At 39.7% G+C, this 14,179-nt stretch carries 17 protein-coding genes and 1 tRNA gene; all 18 read left to right on the top strand.

All coding sequences use genetic code 11. The annotated features are described in order from the left end of the window. Window positions 1-44: 44 nt before the first annotated feature. The 18 genes from Q8N37_00355 to Q8N37_00440 all read left to right on the top strand — a co-directional run bounded on the left by Q8N37_00355 (window position 45) and on the right by Q8N37_00440 (window position 14,178). Window positions 45-575 carry a zf-TFIIB domain-containing protein gene (locus tag Q8N37_00355; protein ID MDP3056960.1) on the top strand — a complete coding sequence of 177 codons (531 nt, stop codon included), beginning with the start codon at window positions 45-47 and terminating at the stop codon, window positions 573-575. Window positions 576-612: 37 nt separating this feature from the next. After that, window positions 613-697: transfer RNA gene (locus Q8N37_00360), tRNA-Ser, on the top strand. 178 nt (window positions 698-875) lie between these two features. After that, window positions 876-1,214, top strand: coding sequence for an RNA-binding protein (locus Q8N37_00365; protein MDP3056961.1), 339 nt, complete (start codon window positions 876-878; stop codon window positions 1,212-1,214). A gap of 185 nt (window positions 1,215-1,399) precedes the next feature. After that, entirely contained in the window at window positions 1,400-2,098 is a 699-nt protein-coding gene (locus Q8N37_00370; GenBank protein MDP3056962.1) for a DNA alkylation repair protein, read from the top strand. A gap of 57 nt (window positions 2,099-2,155) precedes the next feature. Then, window positions 2,156-2,506 carry a hypothetical protein gene (locus tag Q8N37_00375; protein ID MDP3056963.1) on the top strand — a complete coding sequence of 117 codons (351 nt, stop codon included), beginning with the start codon at window positions 2,156-2,158 and terminating at the stop codon, window positions 2,504-2,506. Between the two features lie 68 nt (window positions 2,507-2,574). Then, complete coding sequence (locus tag Q8N37_00380; protein ID MDP3056964.1) at window positions 2,575-3,588, top strand: translation initiation factor eIF-2B subunit; 1,014 nt, start codon at window positions 2,575-2,577, stop codon at window positions 3,586-3,588. A gap of 18 nt (window positions 3,589-3,606) precedes the next feature. Continuing rightward, complete coding sequence (locus Q8N37_00385; protein ID MDP3056965.1) at window positions 3,607-4,011, top strand: hypothetical protein; 405 nt, start codon at window positions 3,607-3,609, stop codon at window positions 4,009-4,011. A gap of 26 nt (window positions 4,012-4,037) precedes the next feature. After that, on the top strand, window positions 4,038-4,217 hold the full coding sequence (locus Q8N37_00390; GenBank protein MDP3056966.1) for a hypothetical protein: 180 nt from the start codon (window positions 4,038-4,040) through the stop codon (window positions 4,215-4,217). Between the two features lie 17 nt (window positions 4,218-4,234). Continuing rightward, window positions 4,235-5,122, top strand: coding sequence for a hypothetical protein (locus Q8N37_00395; protein ID MDP3056967.1), 888 nt, complete (start codon window positions 4,235-4,237; stop codon window positions 5,120-5,122). A 42-nt stretch (window positions 5,123-5,164) separates the two neighbouring features. Next, window positions 5,165-6,664, top strand: coding sequence for a thymidine phosphorylase (locus Q8N37_00400; GenBank protein ID MDP3056968.1), 1,500 nt, complete (start codon window positions 5,165-5,167; stop codon window positions 6,662-6,664). 205 nt (window positions 6,665-6,869) lie between these two features. Then, window positions 6,870-7,403: a class I SAM-dependent methyltransferase gene (locus tag Q8N37_00405; GenBank protein ID MDP3056969.1), complete on the top strand. Its 534-nt coding sequence runs from the start codon at window positions 6,870-6,872 to the stop codon at window positions 7,401-7,403. 2 nt (window positions 7,404-7,405) lie between these two features. Beyond that, window positions 7,406-8,362 (top strand): tRNA dihydrouridine synthase DusB, encoded by a 957-nt coding sequence (gene dusB / locus Q8N37_00410; GenBank protein ID MDP3056970.1) that lies wholly within the window; start codon window positions 7,406-7,408, stop codon window positions 8,360-8,362. After that, complete coding sequence (gene obgE / locus Q8N37_00415) at window positions 8,359-9,321, top strand: GTPase ObgE (GenBank protein ID MDP3056971.1); 963 nt, start codon at window positions 8,359-8,361, stop codon at window positions 9,319-9,321. Before dusB ends, obgE begins: the two co-directional genes overlap by 4 nt. Window positions 9,322-9,455: 134 nt before the next feature. Then, window positions 9,456-9,647 carry a ferredoxin gene (locus tag Q8N37_00420; protein ID MDP3056972.1) on the top strand — a complete coding sequence of 64 codons (192 nt, stop codon included), beginning with the start codon at window positions 9,456-9,458 and terminating at the stop codon, window positions 9,645-9,647. Window positions 9,648-9,842: 195 nt separating this feature from the next. Continuing rightward, on the top strand, window positions 9,843-11,660 hold the full coding sequence (gene typA, locus Q8N37_00425) for a translational GTPase TypA (GenBank protein ID MDP3056973.1): 1,818 nt from the start codon (window positions 9,843-9,845) through the stop codon (window positions 11,658-11,660). Window positions 11,661-11,797: 137 nt separating this feature from the next. Further along, on the top strand, window positions 11,798-12,172 hold the full coding sequence (locus Q8N37_00430; GenBank protein ID MDP3056974.1) for a hypothetical protein: 375 nt from the start codon (window positions 11,798-11,800) through the stop codon (window positions 12,170-12,172). 91 nt (window positions 12,173-12,263) lie between these two features. After that, window positions 12,264-13,586 (top strand): serine--tRNA ligase, encoded by a 1,323-nt coding sequence (gene serS, locus Q8N37_00435; protein MDP3056975.1) that lies wholly within the window; start codon window positions 12,264-12,266, stop codon window positions 13,584-13,586. Window positions 13,587-13,617: 31 nt separating this feature from the next. Continuing rightward, window positions 13,618-14,178: a mechanosensitive ion channel gene (locus tag Q8N37_00440; protein ID MDP3056976.1), complete on the top strand. Its 561-nt coding sequence runs from the start codon at window positions 13,618-13,620 to the stop codon at window positions 14,176-14,178. The last annotated feature ends 1 nt before the right edge of the window (window position 14,179 follow it).

A 14,179-nucleotide genomic window follows, 5' to 3' on the forward strand; every position in this document is an offset into this window, starting at 1 on the left:
CATATTGTGGTAAATTTAGTAAGCTAAGTCGTTAATCTATATTTATGAAATGTCCAAAATGTTCAGCAGATCTCGGGGAGTTTTCTTCTCAAGATCTAAAACTTGCCAGGTGTTTTACCTGTCATGGCATTTGGTTCGACAAAAATGAATTAAAAAAAGTCATTGATGAGCGGGATATGGATCTTGCCTGGATGCATTTTAATCTGTGGAGCGATAAAGATAAGTTTAATGCCGTTTCCGGGAAAAAAATATGTCCAAAATGCAAAAAAACGATGGCAGTGCTTAAATATGATAAGAGCGAAGTGGAAGTGGATGTTTGCGCGGATTGCGGCGGAATGTGGCTTGATAGTGGAGAGTTCACGAAAATCGTTGATTTTTTGGAAAAAGCATTATTGAAAAAAGATGTGCCGGGATATATCGCAGAGCTCGCGAAAGAAGGGGAGCGGGTTATCTTGGATCCCGCGCATGGCGCGGTGGAAGCCAGACATTTTTTAATTCTGACAAAATTGTTGCAATATCGCATTCTGGCCGAGAATACATTCATTGCCAGTATTATTTCCGCGCTTCCGAAATAGAAAATAATAAGTATTAGTTTCCGCCAATCGGCGGTTTGGAGAGGTCGCATAGTGGCCGAGTGCGTCCGCTTGGAAAGCGGATATACCGAAAGGTATCGAGGGTTCGACTCCCTCCCTCTCCGCAGGTATTGACATTAATGCTTTAATCGTTTATAATTGTTTTTGTAAGTTTCGAAGGGTTTTCTTTCCTTATATAAAACAATTAAGTATAAGTTAAGTTGAGCCGTTTGGCTCCTGAAAGCAAATCCCAGAGAAGTAGTCGACTTGCAAAATTAATTAGTTTATATAAGGAAAAAACACATGGCAAAGAAATTATATGTGGGCAGCTTATCATATAGCACCACAGATGACGCTTTGAAAGCGACTTTTTCCGCAGCTGGAACAGTAACATCAGCCTCAATTATCATCGATAAGATGAGTGGCCGATCAAAAGGTTTTGGTTTCGTGGAAATGAGCTCCGACGAAGAAGCAGTCAAAGCTATTGAAATGTTCAATGGCAAAGAAGTTGATGGCAGAACCATTATCGTTAACGAAGCGAGACCGATGACCGAGAGACCACCCCGCGCAGGCGGACGTGGCGGATTCGGCGGCGGTAATCGCGGCGGCGGACGAGGTTTTGGCGGAAACGACAGATTCTAATTATAAAAATATTTAGAAAACAAGAAGACGGCTTTCGGGCCGTTTTTTTGTTTTTAGTTGAACAAAAGCGTTTTTTTTGATAAAATTAAAGGATGTTAGCGTTAATGACAAATTTTCAATGTCAAATGACAATTCAATATCAAAGCTCAAATATCAAAAGTAATAAATAAATTAAGGAATAATTCATGGATTCTAAAAAAATAATCGCAAAATTAAAATCACAAAGAAATCCAAAAAATATCGCCGGAATGGCGCGATTTGGAATTAGCGCGAAAAACACTTTGGGCGTAAGTATGCCGTATTTGAGAAGTTTGGCAAAAGAAATCAGGAAAGAGGCTAAGACAGATAAAAAAGGCGCGGAAAATCGCCATAAATTAGCGATAATGCTTTGGAAGTCAAAAATTCACGAAGCGCGGATTTTGGCGGCGTTGATCGATGAGCCGGAAATGGTTGGCGAAAAGCAAATGGAAAATTGGGCGAAGGATTTTGATTCGTGGGACGTGTGTGATCATGTCTGTATGAATCTTTTTGATAAAACAGAGATTGCCTGGCAAAAAGCGGCTGATTGGAGCAGGCGAAAAGAGGAATTTGTCAAAAGAGCCGGCTTTGCTCTTGTGGCGGCGCTGGCTTTTCACGATAAAAAAGCCGATAATAAAAAATTCATTGAATTTTTCCCGCATATTAAGCGTGAGGCGGTTGATGGGCGAAATTTTGTCCGCAAAGCCGTAAATTGGGCGCTTCGCCAGACCGGCAAAAGAAATAAATCTTTATGTGTGGCGGCTTTGAAAACGGCGCGGGAAATTCAATCAAAAAACCCCGAGAATAAAACCGCTAAATGGATCGCTTCCGACGCGATCAGAGAATTGGAAAAGAAAAAGTTCTAGCACCGCTTGTTATTAGGTTCGGCGTCTATAAAAAATTAATAAATTAATTTAAAAATTATGACAATGAAGGTTGAGTACAATCCAGGTCTTGCTTTGAGAAATATTTCGGAATTTAAGAATGGAAATCGGAGAATCGAGGAATGCATTCCGGAAAATCTTGAAGTGGGTAAGACCTATCCTTTTTTGAAAAAAGACCAGAGAAATTTTTGGCTTTACGGAGAAGTTCCTTTGGCTGAAACAAAAGGCAGCGAGATAATTTCGAGTTCGAAAGCAAGCATTCTGATCCTTGAAGCGACGCATTATATGGAAAATAATGAAATTTATACGAAAGGAATTTATAAGGTTTTGGAAATATGCAACGGGAAGGATAATTGCAGGGTTTTTAACAGGATCGGGTTAAAAAAATAGTTAATAGCTGAATAGTCTTGCTTACGGCAGGGCTATTTTTTTTGGTTTAAATATGATAAAATACACTTATGGTTAATATGGGCAAAGTTGTAAAAGATATAAAATCCATTAAAATTCAAGGTGCCACTAATATTGCGAAAGCATCGATTGGCGCGCTTTTGGATTTCAGCAAAGATTTTAAGATCGGAGCTCTGCCAAAAATATCAAATGGCAAAATTTGCAATTTTTTAAGAGCCACAGAGATTAATGCCAATAAATTGGCCTGGGCCAGGCCTGACGAGCCGCTGAACCAAAATCTTCTGAATTTAATAATGGCGCAGCTCGCGCGGGATAAAAATAAAAATGTCAAGAAAAAGATTGCTAATTTTCAAAAGTCGTGCCTGGAAACGCTCGATTTGATTCAAAAAAATGAGGCACGGATAACCGCTAATGGAATAAGTTTGGTCAAAAAAATCTATAAAAAAAAGAAGAAACCGGTTTTGGTTTTTACTCACTGCAATTCTTCGTCGGTGTTTAAGATACTGATCGGCGCGCGCAAGGAAAAAATACGGTTTAAGGTCTATAATTCTGAAACCCGGCCAAGATTTCAAGGGAGGATCATGGCAAAAAATCTTGTTAAAAAAGGGATTGACGTGACGATGATGACTGACAGTGCGGCGCCGTTCGTGATCTCCAAAAATGATCCGGACAAGATCAATATTGACTTGGTGATCATCGGAGCGGACGTGGTCGGTATGGACGGTTCAGTACTGAATAAGATCGGCAGCTATTCTTTATCTCTCGCGGCTAAAAGCGCCGGTGTGCCTTTTTATGTGGCTGCCAGCCTTTTGAAAGCTAGGAAGGATATAGACTCTTACAGGGAAATAGAAATTGAAAAAAGAGATCCAACTGAACTTTGGCCATCCTTCGCCAAGGCTACGGATGGCAAGCAAAAAGGAATTAAAGCGATCAATTACGCTTTTGATACCGTGCCGCCGGAATACACCAAGAAATTAATTACGGAATTCGGGATTTTAAAGCCGGGGAAGGTCAAAAAAGCGGCGATGAAGAACTATAAGGAGATTTTTAAAAATAAACATTAAATTTCTCAAATAATTTTTATGTCTAAATTATTCTATCTGTGTCTTGGCGCGGAAATCGATAAAACCAAGCATATTATTGCGACCTTTAGAATTGAGTCGAGTTTGCCGCTTGAAGAAGCCGCCGGTGAAATTGCGGCGGAATCATCGATTGGCACTTGGACCAAGGTAGGAACTTTAAGCGAAGAAACTTTTGATCGCTTAGCGGCAAAAGTTTTTGATATTAAAAAGATTATTGGCGATTGTAGCGCTGATATTAGCGAGCTATTCTGGTATTTTTCCAAAAAAGGAAAGCCGCCGATCAACAGGGGGATCGTGAAAATTGCTTACCCTTTGGATTTATTCGAATTTGGCAATATTCCGCAATTGCTCTCATCGGTAGCGGGAAATATTTTCGGAATGAAAAAAACAAATTATCAGGCTTAGAGGATGCGTGTTTCGTAAATTTTATTATGTCCACCGAACAACAAAAAATAAGATTGGCGAAAATCGCTTTTGAAAGATTTTTACAAAAAATCATTCTTTTGCTTGGTGAAGAAAAACAATTATTTGAACGGATTATGGGGAAAATCGAGCAAAGAAAAATAAATGAATGCCGGGGAAAAATTTGCGAGATCTACAAAAATAAATAATTGATAATTTTAAAAATATGAGCGATGAAAAAGAAATAAAAAAACCAATAGATCCGGAAAAAGAAAAAGCTGGCGAGATTAGAGGTGAAGCGCCGGAAAAAGAGCCAAAAACCTTAGAAGAGGAAATTAAGAGAGACGCGGTTGAAATAGAAAACGCGAAAGCGGCTATTACAGAACAACAAGAAAAAGATGAGAAAACTTTGGCGATCAACGATGCGGACGAGTCAAATAAGGAAGAATTTAATAATGGGAAAAAAGTGATCGGTGAAAAAGTAAAAGCGGCGGAAGGCGAGTATGGGGAAGAAGTTAACAAAATACGGGGCGATGTTGCTAATAAAATAATTTATAATGATAATAATATGGAAAATAAAGAAGGAGCAAGCCAAAATTTATCAAAAGAAGAAATAGGGGTAAAAGTGACAAAAATCAATGAACAATTAGATAGTGCGAGATTAAGCCCTAGACAAATCACTGAATTAAAAAAAGAGAGAGAAGTATTGTTAAATATGCTTCCAGAGTATCAGGGAGATTGGGGAAAAGGACCGGGAGCGGAGAATGAGATTACCGATCTTGATGATAATAAAACAATAAAATCGACAGATAGAGAAAGTAAAACTAAAGAAGAACCGAAGGAATTTAAACAAACAACCTTGGATAAGATTGAGAAATTAATGAGAGACCCTAGCTCTGAACTTTTTATAATCAATAAAGCTGTAAATTTTGAAGAGGAAAAGATACCAAAGCTTGAATTTGAGCTTGCTGACACGGAGTCGTCGAAAAATAACATACAAAAGGAAGAAAGAATTAAATTCACAAAAGCTAACATTAGAGAACATAAAAAAATATTGGAAAATTTAAAAATCAAGGTTAAAGAAATATTAAATAAGCTTGAAACGGAGGATTAAGCCGAATATTTATTAATAAAATAAAAATTAGAAATTTTAACTATGCCATATTTTAAAGCTAGAAAATTAGATTTTGAGTCAGGGCATCGTCCGGAGGTGGTATTGCGGGAAGAAGAGGCGCGGCGTTATGGGATCAGAAAAGCCGATATTTTGAAAATAGTTTGGAAAAATAAAAGTTTTTTCGCCGCGGTTAATTATACTAATTCAAAAGTCGAGGAAGGAGAGATCGGGTTTTTCCGGGAAATTTGGCAGGATAGCAAGGGCAAAGCGATGAATAGCGCGGGGATAGTGGAAGTTTCTTTGATCAAAAGGCCGGATTCGATCAAAGCGATAAAGAAAAAATTATTAGGTTCCCCATTGAACTATAAAGAAATAAAATCCATTATCAAAGATATTAGTGACGGGCTTTTGGGCGACATTGAAACGACCTATTTCGTGGCTTCAAGCTTTCGGGGTAATTTTTCCGATACGGAATTATATTATCTCACCAAAGCGATGGTTGAAACAGGGGATCGGATGAAGTTTAAAGGAATAGTTGTCGACAAGCATTCGGTAGGCGGACTTCCGGGGAATCGAGTGACGCCGATTTTAGTTGCCATTATGGCCAGCTTGGGTTTTACTATTCCTAAAACTTCTTCGCGGGCGGTTACTTCCCCTGCCGGCACGGCGGACACGGTTGAAGTTTTTATGCCGGTATGCCTCGAAACGTGTGATATTAAAAGAGTGGTTGAAAAAACGGGAGGATGTTTGGTGTGGGGCGGCGCGCTTCGAATCGCTCCGGCTGACGATAAGATCATAAAAGTTTCTTATCCGCTGGTGATGGAGCCTTATAATAAAATGATCGTTTCAATTATGGCTAAAAAAGTCGCCATGGGCATAAAATATCTGATTATCGATATGCCGATTGGAAGAAATACCAAAATAAAAGACAAAAAAGCCGCTGATATGATCGAAAGAAAAATGCAGTATATTGCGGGCAAGTTTGGCATAAAATTGAAAGTTATGGTTTCTCGGGTAATTGATCCTTCCGGCCGCGGGATTGGCCCGGCTCTTGAAGCGAGGGATATACTGAGAGTTTGGCAGCAAAAAAAGGATCGGCCGATGGATCTAGAAAAGAAAGCGTTGAAAATAACTTCCGCTTTATTGGCTTTAACCGGAAAATTCAGCGAAGTTGAAGCGCAGAAAGCCGCTCGAGAAAATCTTCGGTCTTTGAAAGCTTGGGATAAAGCAAAAGAGATAATCAAGGCTCAAGGCGGGAATCCTAATATCAATTCCGAGAAAATTAAATTAGGCGCGTATCGGCACAAAGTTAAAGCCGTGAAAAATGGGCGGATCGCTATGTATGACAATAAAGCGATCATTGAATTTTGCCGGATTTTGGGAGCGCCGTCGATCAAGCAAGCTGGCATATATTTGGATAAAGTGATCGGCAATAAGTTTAAAAAAGGCGAAACGCTTTTTACGTTGTTTGCCGATAGTCCGGATCGTCTTGATTTGGCCAAAGCGGCTTTAAAAAAAGGAAATATTTTGAAGATAGTTTAGAAGACAATGTTTCTTTGACACTATAACCGAATATAATTTAATTTTTATACTGCGGGGATTAGTCATTGATTTTTTATTACAATATATAAATTGTTTTGGCAATTGAGCGTGTGTTCATTGGTTATGTTTTTTACTCACTAATCCATGTCCTCGTAAAAAAATTAAAATATATTCGGTTTTTTTAATTATTTATTAAAAAATTAATATGACAAATTTTATAGTTCCGATTCTGGGAATTTCGGCATTATCCTTGTTCGCTTTTTGTTATTTTATTTTTACTTTTTTATTTGTTTATGCGTTGCTTTTTGGGGCGCCATATGTGCCAATTCCGAAATACGGTCTTGATAAAATGATCGAATATGCTAATGTTAAGTTTGGCCAGAAAGCGGTGGATCTGGGGAGCGGCGACGGAAGGATTATGATCGCTTTGGCCAAAGTCGGCGCAGTTGTGCATGGCTATGAAATCAATCCTTTATTGGTTTTATGGACTAAATGGAAAATTAAGAAAGAGGGGCTGGAAGGCAGAGCCTTCGTGCACTTGAAGAGTTTTTGGGATACAGACCTGTCCTCTTTTGATATTGTGACTCTTTTTGGTGTCAGAAAAATTATGGGACGGCTCGAGGAAAAATTAAATAAAGAATTAAAGCCTGGCGCGAAGATCATTTCTTTTGGATTTTCTTTTTACGGCTGGGAATATTTAAAAAAAGAGCAGGCGACGTTTTTGTATGAGAAAAAATAATTATGGAAAACTTCTGGAAAAAATTAAAGCATCCGATAATTGCTTTGGCGCCGATGGCGGGAATTACCGATCAGCCCTTCCGGCAGATTTGCAGGGGCTATGGCGCGGATGTGGTATATTCGGAAATGGCCAGTACGAGTGCGATTTTCTACAATAAGAAAAAAACCATCGGTATTACGCGTTTTAACAGCAAAAAAGAAAGTCCGTATGTGGTACAGCTCTTCGGCGATAAACCGGAGCATTTTTTGTTTGCGGCAAAAATTATCGCCAAGCAGATCAGGCCTGACGGAATTGATATAAATTTCGGCTGTCCGGCGCGGAAAATCATCGCTTGCGGGTCGGGCGCGGTTTTGATGGATAATATAAAATTGGCCCGTGAAATAATCGAGGCTACACTGGAAGGCGTGGCCGGAAAAATCCCGGTTTCAATAAAGATTCGCGCCGGTGTGAAAAAAACTACAGCGTTGGATTTTATAAAAAAAATCAAGGATTTGCCGATTAGCGCGATTATGATCCACGGCCGGACATTGGAGCAGGGCTTTACTGGAACGCCGGATTATGAGATGATAAGAAAAATTAAAGAGGCGGTGGATATTCCGGTTTTAGCCAATGGAGGGATTTTGAAGCCGGAAGACGCGAAAAATATGCTTGAAAAGACCGGAGCGGACGGAATTGGCCTTGCCCAGGGAGTTTTAGGCAAGCCATGGCTTTTTAAACAAGTGAAAGATTATTTGACCAAAGGTTCGTATGCCGAATTTGAATTATCGGAAATAAAAAAAGTGGCGATCAAGCATGCTGAGATGATGTATAAAAAACGAGGCAAGCAAGGGGTGATCGAAATGCGAAAACACTTAGCCTGGTATTTTAAAGGATTTTCCGGCGCCAGCGAGCTGAGGCAGAAATTAGTGCATGTAAAAACAATTAGTGAAATTAAAAAAATACTAAATACTATTTTATGATCATTGATGAAGTGAAAATCAAGATTTCAGCCGGAAAAGGCGGCGACGGCATGGTGGCTTTTGATCGCAGTAAATTCAGCCAAGGGCCAAGCGGCTCCAAAGGCGGCGACGGCGGAAGTGTTTATCTGGAAGGAGTTTCCAATCTCAACGCTCTGAGCCAGTTTCGTTTTACGAAAGATTTTGCCGCCAAAGACGGAGAAGGTGGAAAATCTCGCCGGCTGGACGGTGCGCGCGGCGAAGAACTGGTGCTAAAAGCTCCGGTAGGTACTATTGCGCATAATCTTACAACAGGGAAAGATATGGAAGTTGTTGAGGTCGGACAGCGGTTGCTTTTAGCGCGCGGGGGAAAAGGCGGAAGAGGCAATTGGTATTTCCGTTCTTCTACCAATGTTACTCCGAAAGAGTTTGAGAGGGGAACGCTGGGAGAGAATTTTGATATAGTTTTGGAGTTGCAGCTTATAGCCGACGTAGGATTGATTGGTTTGCCCAATGCCGGTAAGTCCAGCCTGATAAATCTTTTAACCAGAGCGGGGTCAAAAGTTGCTCCTTATGCTTTTACCACTCTCGAACCGGTTCTTGGCGCTTTTTTTGATATTGTTATTGCGGATATTCCCGGTTTAATTGAAGGAGCGGCGGCGGGAAAAGGCTTGGGCATAAAATTTTTGCGCCATATTAAGCGGACAAAAGTTTTATTCCATTGTATTTCTTCGGAGTCGGAAAATTTAACTCGAGATTATAAGACCATAAGAGAAGAATTGCAAAAATACGATTCCGATTTGGCGAAAAAACAAGAATATGTTTTACTGACCAAGACAGATCTGGTTGATGCGAAGGAAGTAACTAAAAAAATAAAGGAATTAAAAAAAGTCAATCCCGAAGTGCATCCTCTTTCAATTTATGACGAAAAAAGCATTGAAAAAATAAAGAATTTATTGAGTAAGATAAAAATACAAAAATAAAATTTTCAGCCACTTGCTAATAATTGTATAAATAAGTATAATACCTCTATACATTATATTTTTAAGAATTAAATATTTTTAAAATTTAGCATTTTTATTAAAATGTTAAATTGTTAAAATATTGAAACGGGTTTATGAGAATTAAAATTGATCGGGAACTTTGCATCGGCGACGGCTCCTGCGCCTCAATCGCCCCAAAAACTTTTAAATTGGATTTGGAAGGTAAAGCGGTAGTGATCGATGATTACGGCGATGATGACGAAACAATTAAAATGGCCATTGAGTCATGTCCGGTGCAGGCGATTGTCATAGAAGATGAAAAATAAGCAAAACGCAGAATTTGTCGTTGACTTATCGGTTTATTTGGGTTTTTAAAGCAAATCCAAGTGTTTTTTCGCCAAAGCTATTGACTAAATATAGATTATAGGGTAATATTTAATAATCATCCGCCAATGGGCGGACTGATTTTAATTTTAGTTTAAAGTAGAGAAAAAAGAACAGAAAGTGCATTTATTATGACCATTAAAACCACACAACCAAATATCCGCAATGTTGCCATTATCGCTCACGTTGATCATGGTAAAACCACCCTGGTAGACGGTTTGCTCAAACAAACCGGGACTTTTCGCGTTGGGCAGGAAGTGGCTGAATGTATTATGGATTCCAATGTGCTGGAGCGTGAGCGCGGGATCACTATTTTGGCCAAAAATGCGGCGGTGAATTATAAAGGCGTAAAAATAAATATTATTGATACTCCGGGACATGCGGATTTTTCCAGCGAAGTGGAAAGAGTTTTAAAAATGGCGGAAGGTGTCTTGCTTTTGGTCGACGCGGCCGAAGGTCCTTTGGCGCAGACAAGATTTGTTTTAAGCAAAGCGCTTCAACTAGGACTTCAGCCAATCGTGGTAATAAATAAAATTGACAGAAAAGATGCCAGAGTTGAAGAAACCCTGGATCTGATCTATGAATTATTCATGGATTTGGGAGCAAACGACAAACAGCTGGAGTTTCCAATTATTTATGCGATCGCGCGCGAAGGAATTGCCAAGACCTCAATGACCGAAGATTCCAAAGACTTAACCCCTCTTTTAGACAAGCTTATAGAATATATACCAGCGCCGCAAGTATCAGATGAAGGTCCTTTGCAAGTTATGATCACGGGACTGGATTATAATGATTTTGTCGGCAGGATCGGTATTGGTAAAGTTGTGCGCGGAAAGATCAAGGCCGGAGAAAAAGTCGCTTTGATCAATATTAAAGGCGAGATAAAAAATTATCCGATAACCAAGCTTTATTCTTTTGATAAAATGGGAAAATGCGAAGTGCCGGAAGTATCGGCGGGCGATTTAATGGCTTTGGCCGGTATTGGGGAAATATCAATCGGCGATACAGTGGCGAGTGTTGAAAAGCCGGAAGCGCTGGAACGAATTAAAGTGGAAGATCCGACGATCACTATGGATTTTATAACTAATGATGGTCCGTTTGCCGGCCGCGAAGGAAAACTTATTACTTCCAGGCACTTACGAGACAGACTAACGAAAGAACTGGAAAGCAATGTCGGATTGAAAGTGGAAGAAACTGATTCGGCCAAAGCATATAAGGTTTCCGGCCGGGGAGTATTGCATTTGGGAGTATTGGTTGAGAATATGCGCCGCGAAGGCTATGAAGTGGCGCTTTCCAAACCGCAAGTTATTTATAAGGAAGTAAACGGCGAGAAACTGGAGCCAATGGAGGAGCTTCACGTCAATGTACTTGACCCGGATGCGGGAAAAGTTATCGAGCTTGTCGGAAAAAGAAGAGGCGAGATGAGCAATATGAAATCGCATTTGGGGCATACGGATCTGAATTTTACGATCAGTTCGCGCGGACTTATCGGGTTTCGCTCGGAATTTATTATGATCACTCATGGTACCGGTACGATGGATCACAGGTTTACCGAATATGGAAAAGTAAAAGGCGATATTCCTTTCCGGACGAACGGCGTAATGGTTTCGATGACCGGCGGAAAGGTTTTGGCCTATGCTCTGGATCTACTGCAACAGCGGGGAAAGATGTTCGTGAAACCGGGAGACGAAGTTTATGAGGGTTTAATTGTCGGTTTGCGGCCGGAATCCGGCGACCTGGCAGTCAATCCTTGCAAAGCAAAACATGTTTCAAATGTCCGAAAATCAGGCGGCGAAGAGGCGATCGTGCTGGTTCCGCCGGAAGAAATGACGCTGGAAAAAGCCATTGAATTCATTGATGACGATGAGTTGGTGGAAGTAACGCCGAAAAGCATTAGATTAAGAAAAAAATTGCTTACCGATAACGCGAGAAGAAGGCAGGAAAAAGAACAATAGAATTTTGAATAATATAAAAGAGCGGCGGATCCGCTTTTTTATTATTTATTATTGACATTTGTATAATATCTGCTATAATGAAAAGTCTTTCAAAACGATCATAAAATTGTAATTTAAAAGACAAAACAGGAGGGAATTTGGTGAGAAAAAAGAATGGGTATAAGTATAGGCCACTATCGACACATGTACTATTTGATGAAGCGACTGTCGTCGCAATCGGTCAGATGTTTAATGAGGAGGATCCCGATCAAATAAAATTTTTTGAGAAAAATATTCGCGCGTATTATTCAGAGCAAGATTGTCCTCTTGTGCTGGAAGCAATGCAAGAAGTAAAAAATGAAACAAAGGGAACAGATATAAAGAGAGTGGAATTTATTGCAAGCGTGAATAGGCGGTATGAAAAAAAGCTTGAAAAAAGGATAAAAGAAAGAAATAGAAGAAAAAATTTAAAAAAACGCAGAGCAAAGAAGAGAAAAGGCGGGGCAAAAAGCCTCAGTAGTCAAAACCTTTGATCTTCTTTTTTATTTTGACACCTTAACAAATTATTGCTACCATATAATAAAATCATACTTTTTTATTATATTTAAGACATAACACAAAACTATGCTCGATATAAGATTTATCAGAGAAAACAAAGAAGAAATCAAAAAAGCGGCAAAGAATAAGCATGTTGATTTGGATTTGAAGCGGCTTTTGGCGCTTGATGATAAACGTTTGAAAGCTATGCAAGAAGTTGAAGGCTTGCAGGCGGAAAAGAACAAGATCAATGATTCCATTCGCTCGGCGAAAAATAAGAACGAGAGGGCTAAAATTATCGCAGGGGGAAAGAAAATTAAAAGCAAGATTGATCTGGTGGAGCCGGATTATAATAAGATTTTAAGCGAATACAATTCCTTAATGATAAAAGTTCCGACTATTCCTTCAGCTGATACGCCGATAGGAAAGGGCGAAGAGGATAATAAGGAAGTTTATGTTTGGGGAGAGAAGCCAAAATTCGACTTCAAGCCGAAAGACCATATTGAGATCGGAAAAAACCTGGATCTTTTAGATTTGGAGCGCGGCAAGAAGGTGGCCGGTTATCGGGGTTATTACTTGAAAAACGAAGGCGCGCTTTTGGCGATGGGGCTTATGATGTACGCGCTTAAAAAAATGGTTCAAAGTGGATATACGCCGATAATCCCACCGACTCTAGTGAAAGGCGGAGCGCTTTTTGGCAGCGGGTATTTCAAAGGATTGGAATATAGTGATGAAGTAGATGAAATATATCAGATTGCCAGTCAGGATAAAGAGGTGGATGGTGCAGCTAGCAAAGAAAGGAAATTTTTAGTGGGTACATCAGAGCCGTCGCTTTTGGCATATTATGGGGGAGAGGTTTTGGAGGAGAAAAATTTACCGCTTAAAATGACAGGCTATAGTCAATGTTATCGAAGCGAGATAGGAAGTTATGGCCGGGATACGAAAGGAATTTATCGCGTTCATGAATTTATGAAAGTAGAACAGGTGGTATTTTGCAAGGCTGATAAAAAAGAGGCGGAGAAATTACAAGATGAAATGTTGGGTATTTCTCAGGAAATCTTGGAAGACTTGGGCTTGCCGTATCGAAAAATTATTATTTGCACCGGGGATCTGAGTGCCGGCAAGTATCGGCAATACGATCTGGAAGTGTGGCTGGCGGCGAATAGCTGGTATCGGGAGAGCGGTTCGGCAAGTATTTTTCTGGACTGGCAGTCGCGCCGTTTGGACGTGAAGTATAAGGATGCGAATGATAAAAAGCAATATGTTTATATGCTGAATAACACCGCCATTGCCACGCCGCGTGTTTTGATTGGGATTTTGGAAAATTATCAGCAGAAAGATGGAACGGTGCGGGTGCCGAAAGCGCTCGTGGAATATGTGGGGAAAGAGATAATAAGGCCGAGAAAATAAGAATTTGATTCTAATAAATAATCTTACAAATATGGAACAATTCGAAACTTTTCTAAGCAATTTTTTAAAAAACTACGGAAACGGAATTTTTTGGATTTTGATTCTGATAATTTTTGACAGAGTTTTTTTAAAGATAGCGGTGAAGCGGTTAGTTAAGCTGATTATTAAATTTGATTTTAGTAAAAACGGCGCGAAAGAAAAATTAGAGATGAAAATGAAAACACTGGGAGGCGTGGCGGTTAATACAGGGAATATGCTGATTCTGTTTGCCATTGTTTTGATTTTACTGCGGATGTTCAAAGTTGACACGGGACCGGTTTTGGCAGGAGCCGGCATTATCGGATTGGTTATAGGTTTTGGAACCCAATCCTTAATCAAGGACTTCGTGTCGGGACTTTTTATTTTAATAGAGAATCAATATAATGTCGGCGATCGGGTGAAAATCGGGACATTTGAAGGCAAGGTTAAAAAAATCACGATACGCTCCACGATTTTAGAAGATAATGAAGGCAGGATTATTTATTTGCCTAACGGAATCATTACCACGGTTATAAATTATTCACAAGGTTTGCCGCCCGGGAAAACGGCTTAAT

It is taken from the genome of bacterium (assembly GCA_030693205.1).
GTDB lineage: Bacteria > Patescibacteriota > Minisyncoccia > JAHIHE01 > JAHIHE01 > JAHILZ01.

Excerpts from the sequence above, each read along its gene's own strand:
- obgE (MDP3056971.1), top strand. The coding sequence starts at position 8,359 with ATGATCATTGATGAAGTGAAAATCAAGATTTCAGCCGGAAAAGGCGGC.
- Q8N37_00375 (MDP3056963.1), top strand. The coding sequence starts at position 2,156 with ATGACAATGAAGGTTGAGTACAATCCAGGTCTTGCTTTGAGAAATATT.
- Q8N37_00420 (MDP3056972.1), top strand. The coding sequence starts at position 9,456 with ATGAGAATTAAAATTGATCGGGAACTTTGCATCGGCGACGGCTCCTGC.
- Q8N37_00395 (MDP3056967.1), top strand. The coding sequence starts at position 4,235 with ATGAGCGATGAAAAAGAAATAAAAAAACCAATAGATCCGGAAAAAGAA.
- dusB (MDP3056970.1), top strand. The coding sequence starts at position 7,406 with ATGGAAAACTTCTGGAAAAAATTAAAGCATCCGATAATTGCTTTGGCG.
- serS (MDP3056975.1), top strand. The coding sequence starts at position 12,264 with ATGCTCGATATAAGATTTATCAGAGAAAACAAAGAAGAAATCAAAAAA.
- Q8N37_00380 (MDP3056964.1), top strand. The coding sequence starts at position 2,575 with ATGGTTAATATGGGCAAAGTTGTAAAAGATATAAAATCCATTAAAATT.
- Q8N37_00440 (MDP3056976.1), top strand. The coding sequence starts at position 13,618 with ATGGAACAATTCGAAACTTTTCTAAGCAATTTTTTAAAAAACTACGGA.
- Q8N37_00365 (MDP3056961.1), top strand. The coding sequence starts at position 876 with ATGGCAAAGAAATTATATGTGGGCAGCTTATCATATAGCACCACAGAT.
- Q8N37_00355 (MDP3056960.1), top strand. The coding sequence starts at position 45 with ATGAAATGTCCAAAATGTTCAGCAGATCTCGGGGAGTTTTCTTCTCAA.
- Q8N37_00385 (MDP3056965.1), top strand. The coding sequence starts at position 3,607 with ATGTCTAAATTATTCTATCTGTGTCTTGGCGCGGAAATCGATAAAACC.
- Q8N37_00390 (MDP3056966.1), top strand. The coding sequence starts at position 4,038 with ATGTCCACCGAACAACAAAAAATAAGATTGGCGAAAATCGCTTTTGAA.
- Q8N37_00400 (MDP3056968.1), top strand. The coding sequence starts at position 5,165 with ATGCCATATTTTAAAGCTAGAAAATTAGATTTTGAGTCAGGGCATCGT.
- Q8N37_00370 (MDP3056962.1), top strand. The coding sequence starts at position 1,400 with ATGGATTCTAAAAAAATAATCGCAAAATTAAAATCACAAAGAAATCCA.
- Q8N37_00405 (MDP3056969.1), top strand. The coding sequence starts at position 6,870 with ATGACAAATTTTATAGTTCCGATTCTGGGAATTTCGGCATTATCCTTG.